At 45.9% G+C, this 14,310-nt stretch carries 16 protein-coding genes and 1 pseudogene; 9 read left to right on the forward strand and 8 right to left on the reverse strand.

The window, feature by feature from the left end:
* Positions 1-14: 14 nt before the first annotated feature.
* The 3 genes from flgD to flgB are packed head-to-tail and all read right to left on the reverse strand — an operon-like array spanning position 15 to position 1,500.
* On the reverse strand, positions 15-701 hold the full coding sequence (gene flgD, locus ATB78_RS18140; RefSeq protein ID WP_061009686.1) for a flagellar hook assembly protein FlgD: 687 nt from the start codon (positions 699-701) through the stop codon (positions 15-17).
* Complete coding sequence (gene flgC, locus ATB78_RS18145) at positions 701-1,135, reverse strand: flagellar basal body rod protein FlgC (RefSeq protein ID WP_005432431.1); 435 nt, start codon at positions 1,133-1,135, stop codon at positions 701-703. Before flgC ends, flgD begins: the two co-directional genes overlap by 1 nt.
* Positions 1,136-1,137: 2 nt before the next feature.
* A complete protein-coding gene (gene flgB / locus ATB78_RS18150; RefSeq protein ID WP_005432433.1) occupies positions 1,138-1,500 on the reverse strand; it encodes a flagellar basal body rod protein FlgB in 363 nt (120 codons plus the stop codon).
* Positions 1,501-1,578: 78 nt separating this feature from the next.
* Here flgB and flgA point away from each other — a divergent pair, with 78 nt between their 5' ends.
* From flgA to ATB78_RS18170, 4 genes are all read left to right on the forward strand, one after another.
* Complete coding sequence (flgA, locus tag ATB78_RS18155; protein ID WP_081096623.1) at positions 1,579-2,376, forward strand: flagellar basal body P-ring formation chaperone FlgA; 798 nt, start codon at positions 1,579-1,581, stop codon at positions 2,374-2,376.
* A gap of 138 nt (positions 2,377-2,514) precedes the next feature.
* Positions 2,515-2,796, forward strand: coding sequence for a flagellar biosynthesis anti-sigma factor FlgM (gene flgM, locus ATB78_RS18160; RefSeq protein WP_027726655.1), 282 nt, complete (start codon positions 2,515-2,517; stop codon positions 2,794-2,796).
* Positions 2,797-2,818: 22 nt separating this feature from the next.
* Positions 2,819-3,256: a flagellar export chaperone FlgN gene (flgN, locus tag ATB78_RS18165; protein WP_061009690.1), complete on the forward strand. Its 438-nt coding sequence runs from the start codon at positions 2,819-2,821 to the stop codon at positions 3,254-3,256.
* A 46-nt stretch (positions 3,257-3,302) separates the two neighbouring features.
* The gene (locus tag ATB78_RS18170) at positions 3,303-3,980 is read left to right on the forward strand and encodes a lytic transglycosylase domain-containing protein (protein ID WP_061009796.1); all 678 of its coding nucleotides are present in this window, start codon (positions 3,303-3,305) and stop codon (positions 3,978-3,980) included.
* 404 nt (positions 3,981-4,384) lie between these two features.
* Here the strand turns inward: ATB78_RS18170 and ATB78_RS18175 are convergent, their stop codons facing one another.
* Complete coding sequence (locus ATB78_RS18175) at positions 4,385-4,903, reverse strand: NUDIX hydrolase (RefSeq protein ID WP_005443683.1); 519 nt, start codon at positions 4,901-4,903, stop codon at positions 4,385-4,387.
* Between the two features lie 228 nt (positions 4,904-5,131).
* Here ATB78_RS18175 and ATB78_RS18180 point away from each other — a divergent pair, with 228 nt between their 5' ends.
* The gene (locus ATB78_RS18180; RefSeq protein WP_061009691.1) at positions 5,132-5,392 is read left to right on the forward strand and encodes a DUF333 domain-containing protein; all 261 of its coding nucleotides are present in this window, start codon (positions 5,132-5,134) and stop codon (positions 5,390-5,392) included.
* A gap of 262 nt (positions 5,393-5,654) precedes the next feature.
* Positions 5,655-6,314, forward strand: coding sequence for a hypothetical protein (locus ATB78_RS18185; protein ID WP_061009694.1), 660 nt, complete (start codon positions 5,655-5,657; stop codon positions 6,312-6,314).
* A gap of 15 nt (positions 6,315-6,329) precedes the next feature.
* On the opposite strand, the gene ATB78_RS18190 is transcribed toward ATB78_RS18185, so the two are convergent.
* Entirely contained in the window at positions 6,330-7,166 is an 837-nt protein-coding gene (locus ATB78_RS18190; protein ID WP_061009695.1) for a YdcF family protein, read from the reverse strand.
* A 144-nt stretch (positions 7,167-7,310) separates the two neighbouring features.
* Between ATB78_RS18190 and ATB78_RS18195 the strand changes: the two genes are divergently transcribed.
* Together ATB78_RS18195 and ATB78_RS18200 are read left to right on the forward strand one after the other, a co-directional pair.
* The gene (locus tag ATB78_RS18195) at positions 7,311-8,681 is read left to right on the forward strand and encodes an L-serine ammonia-lyase (protein WP_061009697.1); all 1,371 of its coding nucleotides are present in this window, start codon (positions 7,311-7,313) and stop codon (positions 8,679-8,681) included.
* A gap of 374 nt (positions 8,682-9,055) precedes the next feature.
* Positions 9,056-10,531, forward strand: a complete 1,476-nt coding sequence (locus tag ATB78_RS18200; protein WP_061009699.1) for an MFS transporter — start codon at positions 9,056-9,058, stop codon at positions 10,529-10,531.
* 80 nt (positions 10,532-10,611) lie between these two features.
* Here the strand turns inward: ATB78_RS18200 and ATB78_RS18205 are convergent.
* Together ATB78_RS18205 and ATB78_RS18210 are read right to left on the reverse strand one after the other, a co-directional pair.
* Positions 10,612-11,882, reverse strand: a pseudogene (locus ATB78_RS18205) (Nramp family divalent metal transporter).
* A gap of 224 nt (positions 11,883-12,106) precedes the next feature.
* Positions 12,107-12,346, reverse strand: a complete 240-nt coding sequence (locus tag ATB78_RS18210; protein ID WP_009705043.1) for a hypothetical protein — start codon at positions 12,344-12,346, stop codon at positions 12,107-12,109.
* Between the two features lie 209 nt (positions 12,347-12,555).
* Here ATB78_RS18210 and ATB78_RS18215 point away from each other — a divergent pair, with 209 nt between their 5' ends.
* Complete coding sequence (locus ATB78_RS18215) at positions 12,556-13,446, forward strand: LysR family transcriptional regulator (protein ID WP_005443668.1); 891 nt, start codon at positions 12,556-12,558, stop codon at positions 13,444-13,446.
* Here ATB78_RS18215 and ATB78_RS18220 read toward each other — a convergent pair.
* Positions 13,443-14,228: an aminoglycoside phosphotransferase family protein gene (locus ATB78_RS18220; RefSeq protein WP_061009701.1), complete on the reverse strand. Its 786-nt coding sequence runs from the start codon at positions 14,226-14,228 to the stop codon at positions 13,443-13,445. The genes ATB78_RS18215 and ATB78_RS18220 overlap by 4 nt on opposite strands.
* Positions 14,229-14,310: the final 82 nt, after the last annotated feature.

Below are 14,310 nucleotides of genomic sequence, written 5' to 3' on the forward strand. Positions count from 1 at the left end.
ATTTCCTTATTTGGTTAAGCACCAAACTGAGTGATTTGATAGAAAGGAACGTTGCCAACGCCTTGAACATTGACCAGTGCTGCGCCACCTGAGCTAGGAATACGTACCTGCTCAACCGTGCCTGCCAGCAAAACATTTGGGCTCTTTTGCCCTTCTTGAACTTCCACCGCAACGGTGTATTTACCCGGTTTCAAACCAAGCTCTTCAGGATTGATCGAGAACTCAACGTCACCCGCACCGTGCGCACCTAAAGGCACTTTGGTCGACTGGCCGAATTCATCTTTAACGACTAACGTCACTTGGTTCGAGCCGTGTTCTAGCTCTCCCTTCCCGCTTTGCACGCCTTCACCAAGTTCAAATTCATTCGAAGAGACATACACGGTTTGACCAACCAAACCTGCCGTTGAAAGCACCTGCATGTTGTCGAGCAATACCATGCTGTTTTGCATCAGCATCGACATGTTTTCAGTACTTTGAACTTGCGAAAATTGCGCTAGCTGGCTGACATACTCAGTGCCATCAAGCGGGTTAAGTGGATCTTGGTTTTGAATTTGCGCCACCATGAGCGAGATAAACTCGTTTTGCAGTGATGTTGCGCTGTTCATATCCGATGGGTTCGCAGAAATGCCGCTGGTATCACCACTAGCGGAAGTTGCGACTGGAGCGTCAGAAGAGAGCGCAGTATATTGTGCGAGACTCATTAATTACCCTGCCCTAATCGAAGCAGACCTTGCTGCATGCTTTTCACATTCGTCAGCACTTCCACATTGGTTTCAAAGCTGCGCGTTGCGGACATCATGTCGGCCATCTCTGACACCACATCAATGTCTGGGTAGTACACGTAGCCTTCGTCGTTCGCTAACGGATTGTTAGGTTCGAAGCGTTTTTCTGCCTGACCCGCGTTCTGCACCACATCTACAATGCGCACTTCCGCATTCGGATAAACACCGTTTTCCGTCGCCATCTGCGTTTTTTGATACACAGTGGCGAACACAGGTTTGAGTGCTTTGTAGGCATCATCCGGATTGGCAGACACCGCATCGGCGTTGGCAAGGTTACTGGCTACCGTGTTCAGGCGAACGGTTTGTGCCGTCATCGCCGAGCCAGTGATCGAATAGATATCAGTAAATGACATGTTTAACGTCCCTCAATCACTTTCGCCAAGCCACTGAATTTCATGTTGAGAAACGTCAGGCTGGTTTGAAAGTCCATGTTGTTTTGTGTGAACTTGGCTTGTTCAACGCCCAGTTCCACAGTGTTGCCGTCTTTGCTGTTTTGGTAAGGCACCGAATATTGCGCCTCAACCTGAAACTTCGGCACCGGTTTGTTCACACTGCCCGCTGACATTTGATTCATCACGGTGGTGAAACTTAGGTCCTTTGCCAAGTACCCTGGGGTATCAACATTTGCTAGGTTACTGGCGAGGACTTTGGTACGCTGAACGCGAAAATTAAGTGCCTCTGGATGTACACCTAACGCATTTTCGAATGTGATCGCCATGCATCTTTCCTTAAAGTCGGCTCGAATACGCCAAGATCAAAACAAGATGCATGCCATAAAATTTAGTTATATATATCAATGAATTACAAACAAGGAAGGAAGCCTCGCTTCCGGTTTACGGAAACCATTCAAACCAAGGGGAAAGGTCGATTTTCCTCAATCATGCTGCTTTGCGGTTTGGCTTTGAGTACAAGCTCAGCCAGTGCATTAGCGAATGAGAAAAACCTAACCGCAGACGAGTTAAAAGCCATTGTCGGCGAGCAGTTTGAGCAAGAAGTGGCGCAAATAGCACACTCACGCCAATGGGGAAACTACCAACTCGATTATCAAATATGGGTGCCAGGTTCTGCCAATCATCTACCGGTTTGTGACGTACCTTTGGCAATCACAGGACGTGATAACCGCCCGTTGCCTGTTGGTAATTTAAAGCGTGCTGTCAGTTGTGAAGCGGTGAACTCTCCATGGCGCATCAATGTCACAATCAAATCGGCGGTGACACTTCCTGTGCTTGTCGCCACCAGCACGATTGACCGCAACGACACCCTCTCAGCCTCAAACTTAAAATCAGAAACACGCACGATTTCACGCCAAGATGATTTCTACACGAAAGCAAACCAAGCCATTGGACTTGAGACCACCCGCCGCATTCGAGCAGGTCAAATCATTGACCCAACCAACTTAAGTTCGCCGCCATTGATCGAGAAAGGCAACGAAGTGATCATCATCGCCAGCAAAGGTGGATTTAGTGCCAGCACTAAGGGAGTCGCTTTAGAACAAGGTAAGAAAGGTCAGCAAATTGAGGTAGAAAACACCAGTTCTGGCAAGGTGATACGCGCTGTCGTAACGGGGCTCAATCAGGTGCATACCCAATTTTGATTTTGGACTCAGGTTATCATTTTTCGATTTAGGCACTCGTCAGCGCAGGTGAACTTCGAGTACAAAAAATAAATATTTAATGTTCATCACACCCTAGTCGCCTATTCGATTTAGAACATGATGATTGAGGACAACAGCATGAAAATCGACAAAGTCGCGGGCGGTCATGTCCCACAAACTAAATTCCAGCAGGCGAGTAAAAAGCCAGTCGACACCATTGCACAGAGCAAAATTAACGAGCCAGCATTCCAAGCGAACACGGCTGCGATCGATCGCGCTCAAGCAGAAATGAAATCCCTGCCAGACGTTGACATGGCAAAGGTTGAGCAAATTCGCAATGCGTTGGCACGTGGTGAACTGAATCTAGATACCAAAGCATTATCCAAAGCAGTAATGCAATTTCACACCGGTCACGAGTAACGCAGCGCACTAGGAGTCATGCATGGCAACGGCGGCATCACAGCATATTCAGCAGTTTGTTCGTTCTATTTCCGAAGACATCAAACTCTATCAGCAATTGTTGGGGCTGATTCAGCAGCAAAAAGCACTGTATTTGAAGTTCGATGGTGAGGCGCTAAGCGAGAACATTCAAAAACAAATGCCGATTTTGAATCAGCTTGGTCGTTCAGCAAGTGAGAGAAGCCAATTAATGCGCAAGCTCGGATTGCCTTGTAACGAGACCAGTGTGAATCGTATTTTCAATGCCTTGCCCGCCAAGATTGGTACGCAAGCGAGGAAACAATGGACGCTGTTGGAATCCTTGGTGAAACAATGCCAACAGGACAATCAGAGCAATGGCCAAAACTCTGCAGCGTTCCAAGAGTTAGTCAGTCAACTCAAACAACCTGTGCAACACACTTATGAAGAGCGTTCGTTCTAAACAACGATTCTCGCCTTGCCTGCAGAGTCTACCGCCATCCCGGTCGATTGCTGTGGGCTTTTTTGTTTTGTGCGTGATGTGCTTGTCTCCAATGACGATGGCCAAGCCGCATAAAGCCACTATCGACCAGCAATATCAAGTGCTCGCGCCATATCAAACGCAAATTACCCAACGTCTCGATTCCGTTAGCCCGCTTCTCGATCATATTTTCAAACAGCTTAAGCAAAAGTCTTTACCCGCCAACTTGGTGTTAGTGCCCATGCTGGAATCATCCTACAACCCGAAAGCAGTCTCACACGCCAATGCCGCCGGTTTATGGCAACTGATTCCTGCTACAGCGACGCGCTTTGGCTTGCAAGTGAGCGATAAGCAAGACGAGCGCTTTGATACCAAAGCCAGCACTCAAGCCGCCGTCAGATATTTGGAATTTCTGTATAACAAGTTTGATCAAGATATTGCGCTCACGCTGGCCGCTTACAACGCAGGTGAAGGTCGAGTTGCACGTGCCATCAAAAAAGCAGACAGTCGAGATTTCACGGCACTTACTTTGCCGAAAGAGACTCAGCAATACGTCAATCGCTTTTACGCATTGGAACGTTTGGTGAACATACAGCAATTGCGTACCGATTCTTTCCAACCATTACTTTTGTTTGCAAACCATTCCACCATCTACGCCGAACCGCTTATAGACCTTAGTCGATTGCCTCCACTCGTGAAATTGTGAACACTCTCACTAAATTCCACCAATGTCAGAAGCACGTAAAATTACAAGATCCTGTTCTGCCAATTTGCAAACTCGTGATCTCGATGCAAACGCGTGCATAAAAGTTACGGTAATGTATCTCAAAGATAAGAAAGAGCAGTGGTTTGCTGATAATTTACCAACTTGCACTTGTGTATTGGCTAGATATCCATCACATTACGTGTGCAAATAAAGTGAAAACCAATAGTTAGACCTATTAATTATTTACACAACAAATATAAAGCCGCTATTGTTTTCACAGATTGATACAAAAAACAGAATATCGAGATGACGCTTCGCTTGCGCGTCTGGAATAAGTCCGGGTTCCGGGGGGGAGCTCGGACTTTTTTTATTGCTTGGAAGTTACAATTTTGATCTGAGGAGGGTTACAGCAACTCTTTTGCGATAAGTTGTAGCAAGAAAGTTTCGCGTTCAATGCTCATGCCTTTCTTCGGGCTTTCCGCCATCGTCTTTTCATTGTGCGCGATCGCGTCGTGAACATTCATCCAAACTGGACGCATACCGTTCTTCACTTCGTAATCTTCATAAGCTGTTTCACCTAACTCACGGTCAATTTTGCACGTGTAGCAGTAAGACGTCATGTGCATCACATCGGCATCGTCTTTGTACCAAGGACGAAATTCTTCGAAGATACCGTAAGGCTTGATGTTGTGAATGTTCTTCGCACCGGTTTCTTCTTCCAGCTCACGAACTAAACCTGCAATCACATCCTCACCGTCATCGATGCCACCGCCAGGCAGTGTGTAATCGTGGTAACGCTCTGTGTAAAGAAGCAGGACATCTTCACCGTCTAATACAATGGCGCGCGCCGCATTGCGTTGGAAGATGATTTTGTCATCCAGATGTTCGATATCTGGGTGCGTGGTGGTTTTCAAATGTCTCATCGCAGAATCCGCTGTGAATGTTTTGCGCGCATACTACCGAAATTCATGCGCATTCCCAAGTTTCAATTTGAGCACGTCTGAAACAAATATAGGCGAACAGTGAGCAAATTCTAAAATTGCACAGAATTCCCTTACAAGCGTCGTGCTTTTAACAAACATAAGACAATATTTTTCTGAAACTCTCCTATAATCAACACACTACTCGTTAATCCCATGCGGAGATCAAGAATGGAAAAGACAACTTTAGTAACGGCAGTGGCAGCAGCGATGGTGTTGGCAGGTTGCTCAACTTATGACGGTGCAACTCGCTCAAATGAATACACATCAGCAGCAAACCCAGCAGCGGTATACTGCGTACAGCAAGGCGGCGAGCTAGATACAGTAACGGAAAATGGTGAACGCGTAACTTACTGCCAACTGTCTGAAAACGAGCGCTTTGAGCAGTGGGAATACTACCGCAACAACCACAAAGAAGATGGCGAGTCGTAAACAACGTTAACATTTACGCAATCTAAGATTGCAATTTTATCAACAAAGGAGCTTTAAGCTCCTTTTTGTTTACCGTAAATTTCCCTACTTTCTGATACTTACCCCTTTATCCATCGGCCTTACCGCATAGCGGTACGATATCGAACGGCGTTTTATTCCTGACATTCCCCTGACATTACTTTCCACTTGGTCAATAAAATTTCTCGCGCACATCACGAAATTTCACGTTTTTTCCACATTTTTACGGGAGCGGGTGGTCAGGATGAAAACAGATACAGTCAAACAAGCCGAATCGGCACAAACCAATGTGATTACTGAAGAGTCAAAGCGCATCATCTACAAATCGATGTTAAGTGCATTGACCATCATTGCGCTTAGTATTTTGGTCAACCTAAGTATCCGTGTGGATTACGTTTTACTTGGTTCAAGCTTGGGGGAAACCTCTGTTACGGAAACCTTACAGCTGATCATGTTGGCTGTTGCGTCTTGGTCTTTCTTCCGCATTTCTAAACAAGAAAGCCATGTATCACACGCGGCAATCTTGATCTCTGGGTTCTTTGCGGTATTGATGATCCGTGAAATGGACTACTGGTTTGACATGATTCACCACGGTTCTTGGGTCTTCCCTGCTCTTGCACTAACTGTACTAGCTTGTGCGAAAGCGTACCAAGGCGGTAAAGGCACCGTGAACGAAATGGCAACCATTCTACAATCACCTTACATGAAGCTACTTATAGGCTCGGTGATCTTGTTGTTGGTGTTCTCTCGCCTGTACGGCATGGGTAGCTTCTGGCAACACGTAATGGGCGAGCACTATGTACGCGATGTGAAAAACATCTCGGAAGAAGGTATGGAGCTGTTGTGTTACAGCCTAATCGCGCTAAGTGCCGTACGCACACGTCGCGAACTTAAGCGTCAGTAAGTTGAAGTGGCTTAACTAGCCATTCGCTTCGGGGTCAAGTTGCAGGTTCAACGTCGTTAATATCGGATGAAACACTGCTAACGCTTGCTCTGCTGCAACCACTGAATCATCAAAGGCCGTCATTTCGATGGCCTTTTTCATATCTGCAATTTGCCCTAGCACTTCATGCTCTAAATCGAGCGCTTGAAGCTTTTCTATCGCACCAAGGCCAATGGCTAAGGGCTTTGCTCGTACCTCAGCGAGATCACGTTCAAAGGCACCACGCTTGACTCCCTCTAGATACACGCGGTAAGTCGTGAGTTCATCAAACAATAGAAATGCGTCCGCTAAAACGCCGGTATTTGGGTAAGGCACACTCACATGATGCGAGAGATCGAGTGGAATATTGAGCTTTACCCCCATGTCCGCACAACGCGACTTCAGCACGCGCAATAAGCCTTGTTCATCCATTAAGGTTTGAATCTCGATGATGCGCTCTAGGTGATAGCCATTGGAGAGTAATGTGACTTCAATGGTTTGCCCCGCCTCGCAAAGACCACTTCTCAATAATTCCGCAGCGGCATTTTGCATGTTCTGCACCGTATTGAGTGAGCGATTCTCGATGATGACCTGCAGCTCAGGAAAATCGATTTCCCTAGCCTTGGCTAACTGGCAAAAGTAGCGGTACATCGCATCCGCTTCTGAGACGGTTTGTCCTTGAGTCACACCGCCACAAAAAACCAAGGCAGTCGTCTCAAAGCAAAATTCGTTTAAAACATTCAACAGCGCTTCCACGCGTGATCGGCCTTCAGCACTCAACTGATCGTGCACCAACCGCTTACCTAGAATGATCACTACCTTGTTTAGCTTCATTACCCAGATCTCAATTACTCATACTTTAGCGAACAATTTGTATACAAAAATTTGCTTTGCCAATACTCTTTCAGGCATTAACATCTAATTAACAATGTCGTTCTAGAGACCTGAACAAAGGTCCGCAGAGAAAGGAAGTCAATTATGCTGTCGATTTTCGATATTTTTAAGGTCGGTGTCGGTCCATCCAGTTCCCACACCAATGGCCCAATGCTCGCAGGTTACCATTTCACTCAATTACTTAGCGACTCTATGGCGAAAGTGCATAAGGTGCAAGTTGACCTTTACGGTTCTTTATCGCTGACTGGCAAAGGCCACCATACAGACCGTGCCACCGTCCTTGGTTTGATGGGCAATAAGCCCGATACCATTAAAATGACCAGCGCCAAGAGTGCACTGCAACATACCATTGAACATGGCACACTCTCGGTCGCAGGTGTTCATGAAATCGTGTTTAGCTATGAGCACGATATTGTCTTCCACAGTGATAACCTCCCTCTTCATGAAAATGGCATGACCATCACGGCTTATGATGCTGCTGGTGATCAGGTGGCGTTTGAAACTTACTACTCTATCGGTGGTGGCTTTATTGCAACCGCAGCCGAGTTGGAAAATGGCAGTTCCGAAGCGGAAGTACAGGTACCTTATCCATTCAAATCCGCCGATGAAATGCTAGAAAAAGCGGAGCAAAACGGATTCAGCTTAGGTGGAATGATTCTGCAAAACGAGCGTACCTTCCGTGAACAGGAAGAGATCGATCAAAAAGCCGAACAAATCTGGAAAGTGATGTCGCTGTGCATGCAACGAGGCTTTGATACCGAAGGGATTCTCGAAGGTGGGTTGAACGTAACGCGCCGAGCGCCAAACCTACTCAAAAAACTCGAAGCCAATGCAGCAGTCGAGAACGATCCAATGGAGATCATGGACTGGATTAACCTGTTTGCCTTTGCAGTAAGTGAAGAGAACGCCGCAGGTGGTCAGGTAGTGACGTCGCCAACCAACGGTGCTGCTGGTGTTATTCCTGCCGTGCTTATGTACTACCATCGCTTCATTAAAGAGCTCGATAACAAGCAACTGAAAGACTTCTTAGCCGTGGCGGGGGCGATTGGCATCTTGTACAAAACCAACGCTTCCATCTCAGGGGCAGAGGTCGGGTGCCAAGGCGAAGTCGGCGTATCTTCTTCGATGGCGGCCGCAGGCTTAACGGCACTGCGTGGAGGCAGCAATGAACAAATCTGTATTGCCGCAGAGATCGCCATGGAGCACTCACTAGGCATGACCTGCGACCCAATAGGCGGTCTAGTTCAGGTGCCGTGTATTGAGCGAAACGCGATGGGCGCGATGAAGGCCATTAACGCATCACGCATGGCACTGAAACGCACCAGCAAATGCCTTATTTCATTAGATAAAGTTATCGAAACCATGTACCAGACGGGCAAAGACATGAATAAGAAATATCGTGAGACATCACTTGGAGGACTCGCGGTGATTCATATGGCCCCACCATGCGAATAGCATACTTTATATCAGTTTTTGCTAATTAATATTTTTCATTGTTGGCGGACAAAATTCCGCCAACGCCTTTGTTCGTGTATAAAAATCAGCCTACCTCTCGCTTCTCTTCATTCTGCTTATTAATTCAGCGACTTTTCAAAACCTTAAAAAACACAAAAGAATAATAGTCTTATAAATTGTTATTTTTTAGTCATTTATTCACATAATTTTCAGTTGATCTAGAACAACACATTAGCGAGGCAAACGTTTCGCATTAGAAATTTTAGTGCATTAATTTCGTTTTATGCGACAATTGTTTCAATATGTAACATAGCGTTTAAGTAACATTTAACAGAAATAATAACTACCTTTCTCGCAATAGTGAGTATTTAATTATGTGGAATAAACTAAATAAATCTATGATGTTCTGCCAAATGATGTTTGGCTTATCATTTTACGGCGTGTTAGTCAGTCTGACGCGTTTCTTCTTAGAGGATCTGAATTACAACGAAGCTGATACCATGATGATCGTCGGTGCATTTTCGGCGATTGGCCCTCTATTTGCGATTGCTGGCGGCTTTATCGCTGACAAATTTTTAGGTGCTTACCGCTCTCTATCGATTGCCTTCTTAGCATTCGCATCTGGCTACGTACTGCTTGATCTTGGTGCTTCGGCAACCAACGTACCACTTTCAATGTGTGGTATCGCGCTAGCAAGTTACGGCCGTGGTTTGATGTCTCCTTCTTACCCTAGCTTGTACAAACGTACCTTTAAGTCACAAGAAGACTTCGAGAAAGGCTACCCAATCAACTACTCAGTGAACAACGTGGGCGCTTTCCTAGGCCAATACTTGTTCCCTATGATTGTGCTTATCATCGGCTTTAATGGTGGTTTTACTATTTCAGCAGTGATGGCTGGCGCCGCATTGGTGATGCTACTTGTGTTCCGCAAAGGCTTGGTTGGCGTTGCTTCGGATCTGGATCGTCAAAGCGTAAGCATGAAGAACTGGATTTTCTTCGCGATCATCTCAGCGGCAATGATTGCACTGGTATTCTTCATGTTCTCTAACATGGATATCGGTCAAAACATCGTTTACGCCATCGGCGGTGCAGCGATTCTTTACTTTGTTTCTTTGATGTTGAAAGCAAGCAAAGCAGAATCATTGAAGATGGGTACTATCCTTATCGTTACCTTCCTAACCACGTGTTTCTTCGTTTACTACGGTCAAATGATGACTTCAATGAACATGGTAGCGATCAACACTCTGAAAGGTTCTCTATTTGGCTTCATCCCTCTAGAGCCTGAAGCAGCAATGGCAATGAACCCACTATGGTGTATGGTTGGTGGCCCTATCGTTGCTGGCTTCTTTGGCATGCTGGAAAAACGCGATATTCACCTATCAACAGCGACTAAGATTGCATTAGCATTCGTGCTAACCGCTATCGCATTCGGCATCCTAACGTTCGCAGTAACGACTGTTGGCGAAGACGTTATCATCATGCCTGAAATCTTCCTAGCGATTCACTTCTTCCAAGCAATTGCGGAAGTTATCGTAGGTTCAATGGTTGTTGCGTTCATTCTGTCTGTAGCCCCTAAGCACATCGAAAACTTCTCAGTAAGCTTGTTCTCTGTAGCAATCGCGCTAAGTGGTATCGTCGGTGCTGCGTTCTCTACGTCTATCGCACTAGAGAAAGGCCAAGAGATCACGCAAGAAATCGTACAACACGTTTACGGTGACTACTTCCAACTGCTGACTATCTTAGCGGTGGTAATGGTGGCTATCGCACTTGGTGCATCGTTCATCATTCGTAAGATGCTTGAAGCGGCAAAACAAAGTGAAGCTGAATTGGAAGTGGTTGAGCAAAACTAATTCTCTCTCAGCATCAAACAAAAAACGGAAGCCAAGTGGCTTCCGTTTTTTTATCGACAGAGAAAAGGAGGGAGAAACCATTAAGCGGTTAAGGTAACCATCAAATAGCCGTTGAGTGCCAGTACCAAAGTAACGATAACCATACCTGCGTAAGAGACCCATTTGTTGTTTTTGAACTCACCCATCAAGCGTTCGCTGTTGGTAAAGATAAGCAATGGGATAATCGCCAGCGCAATACCGAAGCTCAATACCACTTGGCTCATCACCAAGATATCGGTGGTGTTCATGCCCAAACCAATCACCACAAACGAAGGTGCCATAGTAATAAAGCGTCGTACCCACATTGGAATAGAGAAGCGTACAAAGCCTTGCATCACCACCTGACCTGCCATTGTGCCTACGACGGTAGAAGACAAGCCTGAAGCAATCAACGAGACGCCAAACAACACAGATGCGGCTTTACCTACCAATGGCGTTAGTGTCATGTATGCCGTTTCAATTTCCGCCACATGTTGGTTGCCTGAGTAATGGAATACGGCTGCGGCCATCGCCACAATTGCGATATTCACAAAACCTGCAATTACCATCGCAATCAACACATCAAAGCGAGTGGTACGAAGGCGAGTTTTGATGCTTTCGCCATAGCTGTTTTTAAACAATGCGAATGAAGATAAATCACGTGAGGCATTACGGTCGCGCCCAGAATGCCCGCAGCAAGGTAGATTTGATGGGAATCCGTAAAGGTTGGGGTTAACAGACCTTTCACCATCTCACCGCCTGCAGGGTGCGCAAAAAACAGTTCAGCAATGTAGATAACCGCCACCAACATCAAAAGTGAACCAATCACGACTTCTAGCGGTTTTTGACCTTTCTGGTTAAGCATCAAAATCATCACGGTTGCTACCGCAGTGATCATCGCACCTTCCATTAAGCTAATTCCAAACACCAACTGAAAGCCGACTGCTGCACCGATAAACTCGGCAAGGTCTGTTGCTATCGCGATGATTTCAGCTTGGATCCAGTAGAAGCCCACCGCCCATTTATTTGGTAAGTGGTCACGTAGATGCTCTGCTAGGTTTTTGCCTGTTACGATACCTAGCTTGGCGGATAAATACTGAATCAACATCGCCATTAGGTTTGCCCATAGCACTACCCAAAGTAGCTGGTAACCAAATGAAGATCCTGATTCAATATTTGTCGCAAAGTTGCCTGGGTCGATGTAACCAATCGCCGCAATAAACGCCGGGCCTAACATCAGCATTTTGCGTTTGATTTTATTGAATGCCGAAACTTTTGATGTTGTGGCAGCATCTAAATGTATGGATGCATTATTTATCGATACATTACTCATGACGATATTCCTCTCTAGTCGATGAGAAGAATCATACGTCCACACAAATGAGAATCAATATCATTTAGACACACAAAAACGGTAATTAAGATTTCAACAATTAATTTTTATTTATCGATAAACAAAAGCTATCAAAGATTTCTGTTGAATTTGGCTTGCCATCGACCAAAAACAACAATGCCGCGTTAGACGCGGCATTGAAAGCGGGGGATGGTTTCGATTACTTAGTCGCGACGGCCGCGCAATTGAATCGGTTGGTTGGAAGCGTCTGTTTGAATCATCACGCCACCGTAAGTAGCGTCATTACGACCTTTAAGAGTCAGGTTAGAATCCGCGCGCTCCACATTAACTTGGTTTGTTTGGCTAGTAGCCATATCAATGGTACCCGTGTATGAGCCATCGCCAGCGAATGCTACATTCATTGAACAAGCCATTAAGCCTACTAGTGCGATTAGTTTTTTCATACGTCACCTCGATTATTTGTGGTACATCGTTTCGATGAAGAAACTGTAGCAACAGTTCCAAAGTAGCACGAGGAAAACCCGAATTTACCAAATGGAAATCCTCGGTCAAAAAATGCTTTTCTGCCATAAACTTAGAATTGACCATCCCCTGTCTTTTTTTATAAGAGGCGGAGTTATGATGCCGTGGCAACGTTGGCTGGAGTAAAAGAATGACAATGAATCTAGATATGCAAAACGTCTTGGTATTAAAGCGCATGTATGAGCTGCGTAACGTTCGTTTAGTGGCAGAATCAATGGGGAAAACCTCAGGTGCCATCAGTAAGAACTTAACCAAGATGAAAGCGCAACTGGACGATCCTTTGTTCATTCAAACCAAAAATGGCTTTGAGCCGACCTCGTTTATTGAAGCCAACATGCCTCACTTTGAACAGATCCTCGCCAGTGCAGACGCCATTAAGCCACAGCAGTTTTCACCAGATTCATTTACGGGCGAAGTTGCAATCTACGCCAACACACTGTTTTGGGATCGATTCGGTGACAAGCTTTATCTCGAACTACTTAAGCAAGCACCGCACGCCAGCTATGCCTTTTTAAGATGGGGGGCGGATGCGCGCAATCGCATCATTGAAGGTGAGAATGCCATTGCTATTCACTACTTTGATGAAGACCTGCCTCAATCCATCGCTCAAAAAGAACTTGGTCGAGGGAAAGCCGTCTTCTTTGTGAAAGAAGATCATCCTGCGCAAGACTTTCAATCTCTAAGCGATTACACCTTTGTTCTGTTCAAAACACCGGGGTGGAACGATCACAAATACCCGCTGTTGGATCGATTGAGAAACATCGGTTTTCACGTTGAACCCAAAGTTGAGATTGAGCACCCTGCGATGATTCACAGCATTATCATGAACACCGACCATTTCGGTATTACCATGAGTGGTAACGTTCCTGAATCATGTCGCAGTATCGAGCTACCAAACGGGCTGGAACTTGGCGTGAGCTTTGTGATGAGCTGCCGACGTTCTCAGCAGCATGATCCACAAAACCAATGGTTGTTTGACGTGATTCAATCCATCATTAAGCAGCATTCAAAGCCAGATTAAAATTTGATTTCACCGAGTACCCCAAGCGTAATGGCTTGGTGATGCTTATTAATGTACTCAATATCTTGCAAGTAAGCGGTGTGGTGACAGTCCTCCATATTGGCTTGGAACTGAGCATCGCCCTTCGCAGCCATTGACCGCATGTGGTCTACTAACGCCGTCAAACGCAACGTCATTACCTCGACCAACTCTTCACGTTCTAATCGAGTACAGCCATAAGCATCACAGAAGATCTTGGCTCTTCGAATTTGCTCCTCAAGCGTCCCCATTTTGTCGTCTTCATCAGTTTTGAACGGTGCCCAGCCATATACAGAAAAAGCGATGTCCCATATTCGAGGAGCTGGGTGAGCGGTATCAAAATCGAATACCCCCACCACAACATCGCCCTCTAACGCGACGTTATAAGGCATGAAATCGCCATGGCAAATCACCTCTTTTGGAGAGCGTGAAGGCAGCATCCAGTGATGGACATCTTGTGTATTGAGCTTGAGAAAACTTTCAGAGGCATCGTGAAAACGACGTAGTAGCTTAGCGGCGGATTTCAGTGCCGTTAACGAGCTAATTGACCCTTCTAGCGGGTAATTGTAAGTCTCGCCTTCAACGAAAGTCAGCAGCTCTTTTCCCCCTTCAATGGAGACGGCTTTTGGACACGCGGCAAAGCCGTGGTTGTGGAGATGTTGGAGTAATTGATGAACCGTCATAGTCCAATGACTGGCAGGTCGGCTAACGAGCTCTCCCTTACGATAAATGGCATTCTCTCTGCCACCTTCTAACGCTTCCATTACAGCTCCTTGATGCTCAGAGCGTGCGCTCTGTGAGTGATGACGACATGAAACGTACTTCGTCATCTTAGCACTCGAACTT

Source organism: Vibrio sp. CUB2, from assembly GCF_001557945.1.
Taxonomy (GTDB): Bacteria; Pseudomonadota; Gammaproteobacteria; order Enterobacterales; family Vibrionaceae; genus Vibrio; species Vibrio owensii.